Raw genomic sequence first — 15,656 nt, forward strand, 5'->3', positions numbered from 1 at the left:
CACTTTCCCTCACGCTGTCTACCCGAATGCAGAAGTCATTGGACAAGCGATACTTGGGCGCGTTTCAGCAGGCGAGGATCCCTTGGACCACGCTGGAAAAGTTGATTTCGGTATCAACCAGCGGCTATTTTTCCTCACTCAGTCGAGCGACCACCACATCGGCGAGCACCTGCGGTGTGTGGCATTCGTAGAGCACGTCCGCCGCCCATTCCAGACCGGTCAACGCGACCAGGTGGTCGCGCAGTTCCAGCGCGGTGACCGACGACAGCCCCAGGTCGAAGAACTCGTCACCGGCGTCGATCTCGGAGGCGGAGTCGTGCCCGAGTACGGCCGCCGTCAGTTTCCGCACCCCCGCCAGGACCTCGGCGTTCCACCGGTCACGGGGCAACCGCGTCAATGCCGCCCGCAGCTCGCCGGACGGAGCGGGATCCTCCGGCGCGACGGCGGCCGGTACGGAGCCGGACGGCACGCAGCCGACGGACGGCTCCACCGCGACCGCCGGCCCGGTCGGTTCGTCGTCGGCGTACTCGCCGACGAACACCCCCTCGGGCCGGATCCGGGTCACCGGGTACCGCTGCGCGATGACCGCGCACAGCCGGCCCCTGGCCAGGGCGTCCACCTCCGGTGGAAGGTCGACGACATGGTCGGCGACCGGGAGCGAGGCGTCCCGGGTGAGCGCCCACGACGGCACCCCGGGCACCGCGACCGGCTCGGCGCCGGGCAGGGCGATCACCAGATCCGGCCGCCCGGTGACGTCGACCGTCACCCGGGCGCCGTGTCGGGCCAGCGCGCCGGCGAGGGCATCGGTCAGGTCCGGGTCACCGCCGGGCGGTGGCACCAGTGCGACGGTCCCGTCCAGCACCGGCGGTGCGACGTCCGGCACCAGCCGCCACCGCAGCGGCCGCCGGACCGCATCGGGCCGCAACCGGGCCACGGCCGCGAGAACCTGCTGCGGTGTCTCGTCGCCACGCAGGCCCAGCAGGCCGAGGGCGACCTGCGGATCCCCGGACCCGAGCGCAGCCCAGAGGGCATCCGCGCCGGGGCGGCGCACGGTGACCGGGACGGACGTCGGCATCGGCTCGGGCCAGAACCGGCGCGCCTGGAACGGGTACCGCGGCAGCGGGCAGCGCCGGGGCTCACGGCCCGCGTACACGGCCGGCCAGTCGACGTGGAGGCCCTGCGTGTGGAGGGTGCCGACGGCCGCGAGGGCGGCGTGGACCGCTGGCCGGTCCCGTCGGGCCAGCGCGACCGAGGACACCGTCGCCTCCGGCAGACAGGCGTGGACGGCCGGAGCCAGCACCGTGTCCGGTCCCAGTTCCAGGAACGCGGTGCCACCCGCCCGCTGCGCCTCGTGCACCGCGTCGACGAAGCGCACGGCGCCGCGAAGCTGGTCCACCCAGTAGGCCGGCGAGATCAGCTTCTCCTCGGTCCGTACCGTGGAGACGATCGGAATCCGGGGCTGCTGGAATCCGAGTGTCTCGGCGACCGCCCGGAACCCGGCGAGCGCCGGTTCCACCCGGGCCGAGTGGAACGCGACCGCGACCCGGAGACGCCGGTGGCGGTGTCCACGGTCGGACAGCGTCCCGGCGACCTCCAGCACCGCGTCCTCGTCCCCGGAGAGCACGACCGCGTCCGGGCCGTTGACCGCGGCGATCGACACCCGGTCCCCGTACCCGGCCAGCAGCGGCAGGACCTGCGCCTCGGCGGCGCGGACGGACACCATCGCGCCGCCGGCCGGCAGGCCGGCCAGGGCCCGCCCCCGGGTCGTGACCAGCGTGGCGGCGTCACCGAGCGCGAGCATGCCCGCCACGTACGCCGCGGACAGTTCACCGATCGAGTGGCCGATCAGCAGGTCGGGTCGCAGCCCCCACGAGGTGACGAGGCGGAACTGGGCCACCTGGAGGGCGAACAGGGCGGGCTGCGTGTACTCCGTGCGGTCGATCAGGTCACCGTCGCCGAACACCACCTCGTGCAGCGGCGTGTCCAGCGTGAAGTGTGCGCTCACCTCGTCGAAGGCGCGGGCGTACTCGGGGAACGTCTCGTACAGCCCGCGGCCCATCCCCCGCAGTTGGCTGCCCTGGCCGGTGAACACCAGGACCAGCCGCTGCCGCGTGGCGGTGGCCCGCAGCACGCCCCGGCCGGTCCGCCCCGAGGCGAGCACGGCCAGCCCGGCTCGCAGCCGCGTCTCGTCCCCGCCGGTGACCATCGCCCGATGCCGGTGGGTGGCACGGGTGGTGGCCAGTGAGTACGCCACCGACGCCGGATCCGTGGCGGTGGCCGCCAGCCGGGCCGCCTGTTCCCGCAGCGCACCCTCGGACCGCGCCGACAGCAGCCACGGCACCCCGTCGAGGACCGGCCGTTCCCCGTCCGGCTCCGGCTCCGGCGGTGCCTCCTCGATCACCACGTGGGCGTTGGTGCCGCTGATGCCGAACGACGACACGCCCATGCGTCGCGGCACCTCGTGACGCGGCCAGGGCTGCGCCGCAGTCAGCAGCGCCACGTTCCCGGCTGACCAGTCCACGTGCCGGGACGGCTCGTCGACGTGCAGGCTGCGCGGCAGCAGGCCGTGCCGCAGCGCCAACACCGCCTTGATCACCCCGGCCACACCGGCTGCCGCCTGGGTGTGTCCGAGGTTGGACTTGATCGAGCCGAGCCACAGCGGCCGGGGGCGCTCGGCGCCGTACACCGCGAGCACCGCCTGCGCCTCGATCGGATCGCCGAGTGCCGTGCCCGTGCCGTGCGCCTCCACCGCGCCGACGTCGCACGGGCGCAGCCCGGCGGCGTTCAGCGCCGCCCGGATCACCCGCTCCTGGGCCGGCCCGTTCGGCGCGGTGAGCCCGTTGCTCGCCCCGTCGGAGTTGACCGCGCTACCGCGCAGCACCGCCAGCACCCGGTGGCCCTGCTCGCGGGCCCGCGACAGCCGCTCGACCAGGACCACACCGACGCCCTCGCCCAGGCCGGTCCCGTCGGCGGCCGCGGCGAACGGCTTGCACCGGCCGTCCGCGGCGAGCCCGCGCTGGCGGCTGAACTCCACGAACACCGCGGGCGTGGCCAGCACGGTCACCCCGCCGGCGAACGCGAGGTCACACTCCCCCGCCCGGATCGCCTGCGCGGCCAGGTGCAACGCCACCAGCGACGACGAGCAGGCGGTGTCCACGGTGACCGCCGGGCCCTCCAACCCGAAGGTGTACGCGATCCGTCCGGACAGCACGCCCCCACCGACGCCCGGGGCGAGGAACCCCTCAGCGGAGCCGCCCTCCAGCAACCGTCCGTAGTCCTGGTACATGGCGCCCATGAACACGCCGGTTCGGCTGCCGCGCAGGACGCCCGGGTCGATGCCGGCGTCCTCGCAGGTCTCCCAGACGGTCTCCAACAGCAGCCGCTGCTGGGGATCCATCGCCACGGCCTCCCGTGGCGACACCCCGAAGAAGGCGGCGTCGAACTCGCCGACACCCGGCAGGAAACCACCCGACCGGGCGTACGAGGTGCCGGGAGCGTCCGGGTCCGGATCGTGCAGGTCGGTGAGCGGCCAGCCGCGATCGTCGGGGAACGGCACGATCGCATCCCGTCCGGTGACCAGCAGGTCCCACAGGTCTTCCGGGCCACGGACGCCGCCGGGCAACCGGCAGCCGACGCCGACCAGCACCACCGGATCGTCCCCGGTCCCGGCGGCGGCGACGGTCCCGACGGTGACCGGTTGATCCGCGCCGGCCAGGCGTTCGTCGAGGTGCCGGGCCAGCGCGGCCGGGTTGGGATGGTCGAACGCGAGCGTGGCGGGCAGCCGCAGCCCGGTCGCGCCGGCGAGCCGGTTGCGCAGTTGGACCGCGCTGAGCGAGCCCAACCCCACCGCCTTGAACGCCCCGTCCGGGTCGATCGCGTCGGGGGAGGCGTGCCCCAGCACGGCGGCGGCGTGCGCGAGCACGAGGTCGAGCAGCATCCGGTGCCGGTCGGCCGGGGCCCTGCCAGCGAGTCGGCCCGCCAGCTCGGAGGCGACGGCACCGCCACGTGCGGCCAACCGCCGCACCGGCACCCCGGCGAGGTCCCGCAGCACCGGCGGCACGGCGTCGCCGGTGGCCCGCAGTGCGGGCAGGTCGAGTCGGACCGCAACGAGCACCGGCACGGCGGCGGTGAGGGCGGCGTCCAACGCCGCCAGCGCGGCTTCGCGGGGCAGCGGCAGGAACCCCGAGCGACGGAACCGCGACATGTCGGCCTGACCGGTCATCGCACTCTCGTCGGCCCACATGCCCCAGGCCACCGAGACGCCGGGGAGCCCGGCGGCCCGGCGGACCCGGGCCAGCGCGTCCAGGGCGGCGTTGGCCGCACCGTAGTTGGCCTGGCCGAGCCCGCCGAACACGCCCACCGCGGAGGAGAACAGGATCAGCCGGGCCTGCGGAAGCAGTTCGTGCAGGAGCCAGGCCGCGTCGACCTTCGGACGTAGCACCCGGGCGAGCCGTTCCGGCGTCAGGTCCGTCACCAGGCCGTCGTCAAGCAGACCGGCGGCATGCACCACCGTGGTGACGGCGGTCGTGCCGAGCAGTGCTGTCAGCTCCGCCCGGTCCGCGACGTCGCAGGCGACCACCGCGACCCGGGCACCGCCCGCGCTCAGCTCCGCGGCGAGGGCGGCCGCCTGCGGCGCCTGGGGGCCGCGTCGGCTCGCCAGCACCAGGTCACGGACGCCGCGCTCGTGCACCAGGTGCCGGGCGACGATGCCGCCGAGCGTGCCCGAGGCACCGGTCACCAGGACGGTGCCCAGGTCACCGGGGGGTTCACCCGTCGGTGACACCCGGACCAGTCGTAACTCCCGCGCGGCGCCGGCAGCGAGGCCCAGTTGCGGCTCGTCCGCAGCCAGCGCGGCCGGCACCGCCGCGATGGTGGCGTCGTCGCCGTCGGCGAGATCGAGCACCGCCAGGCGGTCCGGATGCTCCAGCTGCGCGCAGCGCACCAGCGCCGCCGCCGCGGCCTCGCCGGGATCGTCGAGCACCCGCCGGGTGACCATGACGAGGGTGGAGGTGGCCCCGCGCTCGTCGGCGAGCCACTCCTGCACCACGGCGAGAGCCCGCTCGGCGGCTTCGGCGGGTGGGCCGGTCGGGGCAGGCACGAGCACGAACCGGGCAGCCTCGTCACTCGGCGTAACGCGCAGCAGCCGCGCCAGGGCGGGATCACGGACCGTGTACCCGACGGCGGATCCGTCCGGCAGCGGGCGGGGTGTCCACTGCGGAAGCAGCAGGTCGCCGTGATCGGTCCGGCCGAGCGCGCCGTCCGGAAGCGGGCTGAGCAGTAGGGACCGTACCGACGCGACGGGTGTCCCCGACGGGTCGGTCAGCTCGATACGCACGGCACCGTCCCCGGTGCCCGTGAGGGTGGCGCGGACGGTGTCGGCACCTGTCGCGTGCACCCGGATCCCGGTCCACTCGAACGGCAGCGCGGGCCCATCCTGCGTCCCGGCCCCGAAGTCCCCGAGCGCCACCGGGTGCAGGCAGGCGTCCAGCAGGGCGGGATGGATGCCGAATCCACCCGGCTCGACGCCGGGCAGGGCGACCTCGGCGTACAGGTGCGCGTGGTCGCGCCACAGCGCCCGGACGCCCCGGAACAGCGGCCCGTACCGGAGCCCGGCACTGGCCAACCGGTCGTAGAGGTGCTCCACGTCGAGCTGCTCGGCGTCCGCCGGGGGCCAGGCCGTCGCCGTCGGCGGCGGCAGCTCACCGCCCGCGGTGAGCACGGCGGTGGCGTGCAGCGTCCAGCCGCCGGTGCCGACCCGACCGTACACGGTCAGCTCCCGCGCGCCGTCCGCACCGGGTTCACCGGTCTCGATCCGGAGCCGGACCTCGGCGTCCTCGGGCACCACGACGGGAACGAGCAGGGTCAGTTGCGCGATCACCGGGCAACCGGCCTCGTCGCCGGCCCGGGACACCATGTCCACCACGGCCGCGCCGGGGAGCACGACACGGCCCTGGACGGTGTGGTCGGCCAGCCACGGATGGGTGGCAACCGACAGCCGGCCGGTGAGCACGATCCGGTCGGCACCGGACACGGCGGCCCGCAGGACGGGATGCTCGACGGCGTCCAGGCCGAGCGCGCCCGGGTCTGCGCCGCCGGCCGGCAGCCAGTACCGCTCGGTCACGAAGGCGGTGGTGGGCAGCTCGACCGCCCGGGTGCCGGGCCACACCACCGACCAGTCCGGCCGGACGCCCTGCACGTGCAGCTGGGCCAACGCCCGGACCATCTGCTCCGGTCCGCCCTCGTCGCGCCGCAACGTGTGCAGGACGGCGACGTCGGCGTCGAGCGCGTCCACCGTCTCCTGGGCACCGGTCGACACCACCGGGTGCGGGCTGACCTCCAGCAGGGTGGTGCAGCCGTGGCGGGCGAGCGCGGTGACCGCCTCGTCGAAGCGGACCGGCTCGCGCAGGTTGCGGTACCAGTAGTCGGCGTCGAGCGGGTCGTCGTCGATCCACCGGCCCTCGACGCTGGAGAAGAAGGGCACGACGGGCCGGGTCGGGGTCACCGGGGCCAGGGCGTCGCGGACCTTGTCCCTCACCCGTTCCACGTGCGCGCTGTGGGAGGCGTAGTCCACGTCCACCCGGCGGGCCCGCACGTCCTCGGCCTCCAGCTCGGCGAGCAGTTCGTCGAGCGCGTCACCGTCACCGGAGACCACGACCGAGGAAGTGCCGTTGACCGCGGCCAGCGACAGCCGCCCGGTCCAGGCGCGCAGGCGCTCGCGCATCTGCCCGGCGGACAACGCCACCGACATCATGCCGCCGAGACCGGACAGCTCCGTCAGTGCCCGGCTGCGCAGTGCCACCACCCGGGCGGCGTCCGGCAGGGTCAGTGCCCCGGCGACGTATGCGGCGGCGATCTCACCCTGGCTGTGGCCGGCGACCGCGGCCGGTGTCACGCCCACCGAACGCCACACCTCGGCCAGCGCCACCATCATCGCGAACAGCACCGGCTGCACGATGTCGACCCGGTCGTAGTCCTGCTCGCCGCGCAGCACGGCGGTCAGGTCGAAGTCGACGTACGGCGCGAGAGCGGCCTCGCACTCGGCGATCTGCCTGCGGAAGACCGTGTTGCCCGCCAGCAGTCGCACCGCCATCTGCCGCCACTGCGATCCCTGACCGGGGAAGAGGAACGCCACCGGACCGGGTGCCCCGGTGACGCCCTCCACCACGTCCGGCGACGGCCGTCCTGCGGCGACGGCGGCGAGACCGGCGAGCAGTTCGTCGCGGTCGGCACCGCACACCACGGCCCGGTGTTCCCGTCCCGCCCGCGTGGTGACCAGCGACGACGCGACGTCCCAGGGGTCCAGGTCGGGTCGGGTACCCAGATGAGCGGCCAGTCCCGCGGCCTGGGCGCGCAGACCCGCCGGGGTGCAGCCGGACACGGCCCAGGCGTAGGGCCATCGCGCACCGGGATCGGCCACCGGTGCCGGGGCGGCAGCCGGGGGCTCCTCAAGGATGACGTGCGCGTTGGTGCCGCTGACACCGAAGGACGAGACGGCCGCGCGGCGCGGTTCGTCGCCGGCCGGCCACGGGACCGGCTCGGTCAGCAGCTCGACGGCACCGGCCGACCAGTCCACGTACGGCGTGGGTCGGTCCAGGTGCAGCGTGCGCGGCAGCACCCCGTGCCGCATGGCCATGACCATCTTGATGATCCCGGCGACGCCGGCCGCAGCCTGGGTGTGCCCGAGGTTGGACTTGATCGAGCCCAGCCGCAGGGGGACGGGGCGTTCCCGGCCGTAGACGGCGAGCACCGCCTGCGCCTCGACCGGGTCGCCCAGCGGGGTGCCGGTGCCGTGCGCCTCGACGACCGCCACCTGGGCCGGGGTGAGACCGGCGTCGACCAGGGCTTCCTGGATCACCCGGCGCTGGGCGGGGCCGTTCGGGGCGGTCAGTCCGTTGCTGGCCCCGTCCGAGTTGACGGCGAGGCCACGGATCGTCGCGTGGATCCACCGGCGGGCCGCCCTCGCCGCGGAGTGCCGTTCCAGCACCAGCACGCCGACGCCCTCGGACCAGGCGGTGCCGTCGGCCGCCGCCGCGAACGGCTTGCACCGCCCGTCCGGGGCGAGCCCGCGCTGCCGGCTGAACTCGACGAACGCGTCAGGCGTGGCCATCACGGTTACGCCGCCGACCAGCGCCATGTCGCATTCGCCGCGTTGCAGGGCCCGGACCGCCTGGTGCAGTGCGACAAGCGACGACGAGCATGCGGTGTCCACGGTGACGGCCGGCCCGCGCAGGCCGAGCTGGTAGGCGACCCGCCCCGACACGACGCTGCCGCCGCCCTGGGCGCCGTGGTAGTCGTGGTGCATGGCCCCGACGTACACCCCGGTACGGGTGTCGCGCAGCGTCACCGGGTCGATGCCGGCCCGTTCCACCGCCTCCCACGAGGTCTGCAGGATCAGCCGCTGCTGGGGATCGGTGTAGGCCGCCTCCTTCGGGGAGATTCCGAAGAAGGCGGCGTCGAAGGCCGCGGCGTCGTGCAGGAATCCGCCGTCGCGGACCGTGGAGGTGCCCGGGTGGTCGGGGTCGGGGTGGTAGAGGGCGTCCACGTCCCAGCCACGGTCGCGGGGGAACCCGGTGATGCCGTCGCGGCCCTCGGCGACCATGGACCACAGGTCCTCCGGTGAGTCGACACCGCCGGGGTAGTGGCAGGCCATGCCGACGATGGCGACCGGCTCGGCGGTCCTGTTCTCCGCCGCGCGCAGCCGCTGGCGGGTGACCTGCAGTTCCGCGGTGACGCGGCGCAGGTAGTCCCGGAGCTTGTCCTCGGTGGTCATCGGTCCTCCTGACCCGCAACGGGGCTGCCGAGCTCGGCGTCGATCATGGCGAACACCTCGTCGTCCGTCGCGGCGGCGAACACGTCCAGCGGGGCGGCGCCGGGGGCAGGGGTGAGGGCGGTGAGCAGGTCCCGTACCCGCTGTACCACCCGGGTACGGGACACGTCGTCGGTGGCCGCCGCCCCGGTCAGGCCGACGGCGACGCGGTCGAAGTCGGCGAAGAGGGTCGGCAGTTCATCGGCCCCGGTGGCGTCGCCGAAGCGGCCGGCGAGGTGCTCCACCAGGTCACCGGGGGTGGGGTGGTCGAAGACGAGGGTGGCCTCCAGGGCCAGTCCGAGCGCCGCGCCGAGGCGGTTGCGGAACTCCACCGAGCTCAACGAGTCGAATCCGAGTTCCTGGAAGGAGCGTTCCGGATCGACCGCGCCGGCTCCGGCGTACCCGAGCACGGCGGCGGCCTCACCGCGGACCAGGCCGGCGAGGCGGGCCCGTCGCACGGCCGGGCTCAGTTCGGCCAGGCCCGGCCCGCGCAGACCGGGATCGACCGTACCTGCCGGCGCGTCGGTCAGCAGGCCACGCAACATCGGGGGTACGACCGCTGAGGCCCGGGTGTGCAGCCGCAGCGCGACCACGTCCGGTTGCGTGCCGGCCAGGGCGGTGTCCAGCAGGTGCAGTCCGGCGTCGACCGTCAGCCGGTCGAGGCCCGCGCGGGCGAGCCGGTCCCGATCGGCGGTCATGCCGTCGTCGAGGTCCCAGGGGCCCCAGGCCACCGAGACCACCCGTCCGCCCTCAGCGACCCGGTGCCGGGCCAGCGCGTCGAGGTACGCGTTGGCTGCCGCGTAGTTGCCCTGGCCGGGTCCGCCGAGCACACCTGCCACCGAGGAGAAGAACACCGTCTCGGCGTCCGGCAGCAGCTCGGTCAGCCGGTCGGCGCCGGTGGCCTTGGCCCGCCACACGTTCTCCAGTCGGGTGGCGTCCAGCGCGGTCACCACGCCGTCGTCGAGCACCCCGGCGGCGTGCACCACCGTGCTGACCGTGCGACCGGCCAGCAGCGCGGTCAGCGCCGCGCGGTCGCCGACGTCGCAGGCGGCGGCCTCGACGCGGGCGTCCAGGCCGGAGAGTCCGGCGGGGACCAGGCCACCGCGGCTGACCAGCAGCACGTCGGTGACCCCGTGCCGGGCGACCAGGTGACGCACCACGGGGACGGCGAGGCCACCGCTGCCGCCGGTGACGAGCAGCGTGCCCCGCTCGCGCGGTGGCACCGGCCCGGTCACGGGGACGCGGACCAGCCGGGGCGTCAGTACCCGACCGTCCCCGACCGCGAGTTGCGGCTCGTCCGTGGCCAGCGCCCGCAGCAGGGCGTCCGGGGTACCCGCCCCGTCGAGCTCGACGAGGCTGAACCGGCCCGGATGCTCCGACTGCGCCGAACGCAGCAGTCCCCACGCGGCGGCCGTCGTCGGGTCCGGGTCGGTGGCGACGAAGACCAGCCGCGCGGCACCGAACCGGTCGTGTTCGAGCCAGTGCCGTGCCTGGGCGAGCACCTCCCGGGTCACCACGAGCGCGGCGTCCGCCGACGATCCGGCCCCGGCGACGGGCGCGATCACCACCTCGGGGACCTCGGACAGTTGCGCCAGGGTGTCGGCGCGGGTCACTGTCACACCGGCCGCGGTGAGCGACGCGCCGACGCCGGGGCGGTCGGGGCCCACGACGGCACACCGGCCGGGCGGGCCGGCAGGCGGAAGATCATCGAGGGGCACCCAGTCGACGCGGTACAGCGGGCTGTCCGGGGCCCCGGACGGCCGCAGGGTCACCGCGTCCACCGAGGCGAGGAGCCCGCCGGTGGCGTCGGTGAGCCGCACCGCGACGGTGCCCGCCCGGACCGGGGTGACGCAGGCGCGCGCGATGACCGCCCCGGTCGTGGCGACCCTGACCGAGGACCAGGCGAACGGCAGGTACGCCCGCTCGTCGGGGACGAATCCGCCCAGGGCCACCGTGTGCAGCGCGGCGTCGAGCAGGACCGGGTGCAGGGCGTACGGGCCGGCGTCGCCGCCGGGCACGCAGACGTCCGCGTACACCGCGTCGCCGGCCCGCCAGGCGCGCAGCAGGCCCCGGAAGGCGGGACCGTAGCCGGGCAGCCGGTCGTAGAAGCCGCCGAGGTCGACCTCCTCGGCGTCGCCGGGCAGCGGTGGCGGCTCGGTCGCGGCGGTGTCGACGGGGGCGAGCACGCCTGTCGCATGCCGGATCCAGGTCGGCTCCCCGACGGCACGGGCGTGAACCTCGAAGGCGCGCCGCCCGTCGTCGTCGGGCAGGGCCACGGTGAGCCGCACGTCGGTGTCGCCGAACGGCAGCGGCGTCTCGAGCACCAACTCGGCGACCACCGGCCGGCCGAGCCGGTCGCCGGCCCGCAGGGCCAGGTCGACGAAGAACGTGCCGGGGACCAGCGTGGTCCCGTCGACGGTGTGGTCGACCAGCCAGGCGTGATCGTCCTGGGAGACCCTGGCCAGCAGGACGTGACCGTCGGGCAGCTCCACCAGGTCGGGCAGCTCCAGCGGGGCGGGCCGGGACCGGCCCGGACCGCCGCCGGTGGCGACCCAGTGCCGGTCCCGGGCGAACGGGTAGCCGGGCAGGGAAAGCCGGCGTGGGCGGGCGGGCAGCGGCGGGGTGATCTCGGCCCCGGTCACCCACGCGGCGGCGAGTGCCGCCAGGTCGTCCCCCGCCGCCGTACCGGCCGCCCCCCGCCGGCGACCCCGATGACAGCCGTCACCGGTACGCAGCGCCGCCACGAGTTCGGCGGTGGTCGTGGCCACGACGGCGAGCCGCTCGTCGAAGTGCTCGCGCCCGGCCCACAACGTGTACGCCAGCGCGCCCGGATCCACGGCGACGGTTGCCGTGGCCAGGGCGGCCGTGAGGCCGGCGGCGGTGGTCTCCCCGTCGATCGCCGGGCAGGTCCCGAACACCTGCTCGACACGGTGGGCGAGATCGGTCAGTCGCGGAAAGTCCAGTCCCAACTCCACGAACGGCTCGTCCGGTAGCGCCGTCGGTGCACCGGCCCGGGCCAGCAACGCGCTCACCGTCGCGGCCACGTCCCCACCGGTGTTCTCCAGGTGGTGCACGAGCCGGCCGACGGTCTCGTCGAGGCGGACGGTGTCCCGGGCGGACACCACGAACAGGCGCGGCGCAGCCGGTTCCGGTACGGCAGGCGGTGCGGGCCACTCGGCGAGGACGACGTGCGCGTTGGCCCCGCCCGCACCGAACGAGCTGATCGCTGCGGCCCGGTGCCCGTGCGCACGGCCCGGCCAGGGCGCCCGCTCGCGCTGCACCCGGAACCGGGAGGTCTCCCACCGCACCGCGCTGCTCGGCGGGTCGGCGTGCAGCGAGGGCACCAGTTCCCGGTGGCGCAACTGGAGCACGACCTTGGTGAGCGCCGCGATGCCGGCGGCCGACTCCAGATGCCCGATGTTCGACTTGACCGATCCGAGCGGCCATGGTCCACGGCCGGCCCCGATCCGGTCGAACGCCTGCTCCAGCGCGGCCACCTCGATCGGGTCGCCGAGGCTGGTGCCGGTGCCGTGCGCCTCCAGGTAGCCCAGGTCGTCGGGGTCCACCGCGGCGTGTCGGATCGAGGCGGCGATCAGGGCCGCCTGGGACGCCGGGTTCGGCACGGAGAAGCCGGCGGTACGGCCGCCGTGGTTCACCGCGGTCCCCCGGATGACCGCGTGCACGTGGTCACCGTCGCGCACCGCGTCCCGCAGCGGGCGCAGCAGCACCACGCCGACCCCTTCGCCGGGCACGTAGCCGTCCCCGTCCTCGCCGAAGGCGCGGCAACGCCCGTCGCTGGACAGGAAGGAGGACTGGCTCAGCAACAGGTACTTGTTCGGGTGCACGGCCAGGTTGACGCCGCCGGCCAGGGCCGCCTCGCACTCCCCCCGGCGGATGGCTTCGACGGCCAGGTGCAACGTGGTGAGTGAGGACGAGCACATGCTGTCCAGGGCGATGCTGGGGCCGCGCAGGTCCAGGAAGTACGACACCCGGTTGGCGATCGACGCGCTGAACGACGAGGGCACCGGTTCGGGCGCCGCGTCGACGCCGTACAGCTGGTACTGGTTGTACATCACACCGGCGAACACGCCCACGGACCGGCCGCGCCAGGCCGACGGCGCATGACCGGCCTCCTCGAACGCGTGCCACGACTCCTGCAGGAACAGCCGCTCCTGCGGGTCGAGCACGGCCGCCTCCTTCGGCGAGACGTGGAAGAACCCGGCGTCGAACTCGTCGACGCCATCGAGGAATCCGCCCCACTTGCCGTACGACCTGCCGGGCGTCCGCCGGTCCTCGGAGTAGATCGCCGAGTGGTCCCACCGGTCCGCGGGCACCGTCGTGACGCAGTCGCGGCCGTCGCGCAGGTTCACCCAGAACTCGTCCAGGTCGCGGGCCATCGGGTAGCGGCCGCTGATCCCCACGACGGCCACCGCGTCGTCGCCGTCGGGGGCCGCGTCGTCGCCGTCGGGGGCCGCGTCGTCGCCGTCGGGGGCCGGTCCGGCCGTCACCGCTGCCGGGGTGTCGGCCGTGGCATCGTGCGGCGTGAACGCGGCGGCTATCCGGGTCGCGTCCCCGGTCAGGACCACGACGTGGGAGCGGCCGCTGCCCACCGCCCGTAGCAGCACGTCGACCGCGAGCGGGGCGTCCATCGCCCGCAGCCCCATCCGGCGCAGCCCGGCGGCGTCGACCGGCATGCCGCCCTCCGCCCAGGCCGGCCACCCCACCGACACGATGTCGCGGCGACTGCCGGCGAACAGGTCCAGGAAGGCGTTCGCGCACGCGTAGTCGGCCTGACCGGGATTGCCCCAGGTGCCGGCGGTGGAGGAACACAGCACCAGGAAGTCCAGGGTGAGGTGCCGGGTGGCCGCCTCGACGTGACGCGCGCCGTCGACCTTCGGGGCGAGCACCGCACGGACGTCCTCGGCCCGTTTGCCCGTCAGGAGCCCGTCGCGCAGCACCCCGGCGGCGTGCACGACCCCGTGCAGGGCACCGAAGCGGTCGACGGCGGCGCGCACCGCCCGGTGCACATCATCCGCCCTGGTCACATCCATCACGACGGTGAGCACCTCGGCGCCGAGAGCGGTCAGCTCGCCGACCACGGACGGGTCCGCACCCGTGCGTCCGCCGAGCACGAGCCGCGCCCGGACCGACCGGGCCAGGTGCCGGGCCAGGGCGAGGCCCACCCCGCCGAGACCTCCGGTGATCAGGTAGACGCCGTGCTGGCGCAGCGAGCCGCCGCCCTGCGGCTCCGGCATCGTGCAGACGACGCGGACCTGCCGCGTGGCGTCGACGTACCGCACCTCCACGTCGGGCAGTCCGGCCGCGAGTTCGGCCAGCGCGTCGGACCGGTGCGGCGAACGGACCACCGCGGCCCGGGTGCCCGGCCTCTCCCGCAGCAGGGTCCGGAACAGGCCGGTGACCGCCGCTACGGGCGCGTCGTCGTCCTCGACGTGGCAGACCAGCCGCAGGGCGTCCCGGCCGGCGTCGGACGCGGCCCTGAGGAACTCGGTCAGGGCGACCGCCTCACCGGTGAGGTCCGACGGGTCGACGGGCTGCCACACCACCCCGGTGGCGGAGGTGGGTCCGATCGCGTCCGGCCACCGGGCCCGGGTGTGCGCCCCGATGGTGACCACCCGGGCCGGAGGCGGTCCGGGCGGCAGCGGAGCCGGACGCCAGACCGACTCGAACCACACCGTCTCGGCCGGGACCGGGATCTCGGCGGCCGGTGCCGTGGGCGGCGCGGACACCGCCGCGAACCCCCGCAGATGGTCGGCCAGCAGAGCGAACGTGTTGTGTTCGAACAGCAGGGTCGGGGAGAAGTCGACACCGAACGTCTGCTCCAGGTCGGCCGCGATGCCCAGCAACGCCGAGGAGTCCATGCCGAGCTCGTAGAACCCGGCCGTCTCGTCGAAGTCCGGGCGACCGAGCCTCGCCTCGATCAGCTCCCGGACGATCCGCCCGGTGTCCGGTACGGCCGGAGGGCGCGCGTCGAGACGGGTGATGGCCGCCGTGTCGCGGATCCGCTTGGACGTCAGCCCGTGCAACCATGCCACAACGGTCCCGTCCTCGGCATGGAACTCCAGGTCGCAGGTGGTGAGGTCCCCATCCGGGCCGGCCGGACGCGGCGGGGTGGCGTGCACCAGGGTCCGGGCGCCCAGCGGGCCCCTGGCCCGGACCGATTCGATCAGCATCGGCACGTACGGGCGTGCCTCGGCACCCGGCGGGGCGGTGGCGAACCGGGTGGGCAGCAGGGTCGAGGAGTCGAGCGCGGCGGGGTGCAGGTGGAAGTACCCGGCGTAGCCGGCGGCCGGTGGGCTCAGCGACAGTTCGGCGAGCAGTTCGTCCGGTCCGACGTACAGGGTGCCGAGGGCGCGCATGAACTCGCCGTGTTCGATGCCGGTGGCGCGGGCCGTGGCGTACAGCTCGGTCATGTCGACGGTCTGCCGCGCCGTGGCCCGCAGTGCGGGCAGGTCCCGCCGCCGTCGCGGGAACGGCAGGCCCAGGTGCAGCTGACAGTCCAGCACCGGTTCGCTGTCCCCGTGGGGGCGACGCGTCCCGGTGACCGACACCCGGAAGTGACCGTCGCCGCGGGCGAAACGCACCGTCAGTTCCGTGTCGAAGTCCGGGCCGGCGGCGACCGGGTTGCGGAACAACACTCGGCGCAGCTCGACGCCGTCCGGGTCGACGCCGCGCGCCCGCACCACCCGGAAGATGATGTCGAGGAAGGACACTCCGGGCACGATCCGGGTGCCGTGGATGCGGTGGTCGCGCACCACGGGATCGCTGCTGCGGATGACGACGATGCAGGCCAGACCATCCAAGGAGTCCACCGGACCTTCTCCCCCGCGCA

1 protein-coding gene and 1 pseudogene are annotated in these 15,656 nt (G+C 74.8%); both read right to left on the reverse strand.

Going from position 1 to position 15,656, the window contains the following annotated elements; all coding sequences use genetic code 11:
• Positions 1–124 precede the first annotated feature (124 nt).
• Positions 125–8,728, reverse strand: a pseudogene (locus tag ACN265_RS18395) (SDR family NAD(P)-dependent oxidoreductase); the annotation flags it as partial.
• 38 nt (positions 8,729–8,766) lie between these two features.
• Positions 8,767–15,636, reverse strand: coding sequence for an SDR family NAD(P)-dependent oxidoreductase (locus ACN265_RS18400; RefSeq protein ID WP_421408690.1), 6,870 nt, complete (start codon positions 15,634–15,636; stop codon positions 8,767–8,769).
• Positions 15,637–15,656: the final 20 nt, after the last annotated feature.

Origin of the sequence: Micromonospora sp. WMMD730, from assembly GCF_049178955.1 — a bacterium.
In the GTDB taxonomy this organism is placed as follows: domain Bacteria; phylum Actinomycetota; class Actinomycetes; order Mycobacteriales; family Micromonosporaceae; genus Micromonospora; species Micromonospora wenchangensis.